At 41.6% G+C, this 558-nt stretch carries 1 protein-coding gene; it reads left to right on the top strand.

Annotation, left to right across the window (positions count from 1 at the left end; genetic code table 11):
* Nucleotides 1–437 (top strand): LPXTG cell wall anchor domain-containing protein (locus tag GMD1S_RS08845; RefSeq protein WP_000294629.1); only part of this gene is annotated, 437 nt, incomplete at its 5' end.
* Nucleotides 438–558 lie beyond the last annotated feature (121 nt).

The following is a 558-nucleotide window of genomic DNA, read 5'->3' as shown; positions in this document are numbered from 1 at the left end:
GCAACCAACCAGCTGAAGGTGTGAAAGATTTAGTTCTAGAAACTCCGAAACTGGAAATTGAAGAGGGGACAGTTTCCTTCGAACATCAGGAACGACCAAATGCAGCCTTTCTCAAAGGACAACGTCAGCTAGTACAAGTAGGAGTGGAAGGACAAGTTCGCCAATTTGTAGAAGTTGATGCTCAGGGCAAACGCACCCTTCGTTCGACTGAAGTTCTCAAGGAAGCGATCCCAGAAATCACAGAAGTTGGAACGAAAGAAGAGCAAGTCTCACAAACAAGGGATCAAGCGCTTTTAGCAACGCCAGCAAAAGTTGAAGAAACAAGCAAACAACTGCCGAATACTGGTGCAGAAACAGATGCTAGTCTAGTAGCGCTGGGACTTCTCGGACTAATGAGTGGCTACGGTTTGCTCTCTAGAAAGGGGAGAGAAAACTAATCAGATTTACGAATCTTGGATTTTCTTATAAAAATAAAAAAACAAGGTTTGACTGTAGATTAGTCAGACCTTGTTTTTAGTTTTGAAATTGAAGAGTAAATTTGAAGCTAGATTTTTGTTA

It is taken from the genome of Streptococcus sp. GMD1S, assembly GCF_000296875.1.
Lineage (GTDB): Bacteria > Bacillota > Bacilli > Lactobacillales > Streptococcaceae > Streptococcus.
Note: the sequence above shows the minus strand (reverse complement) of the source record. Positions and strands in the feature narration are given on the sequence as shown.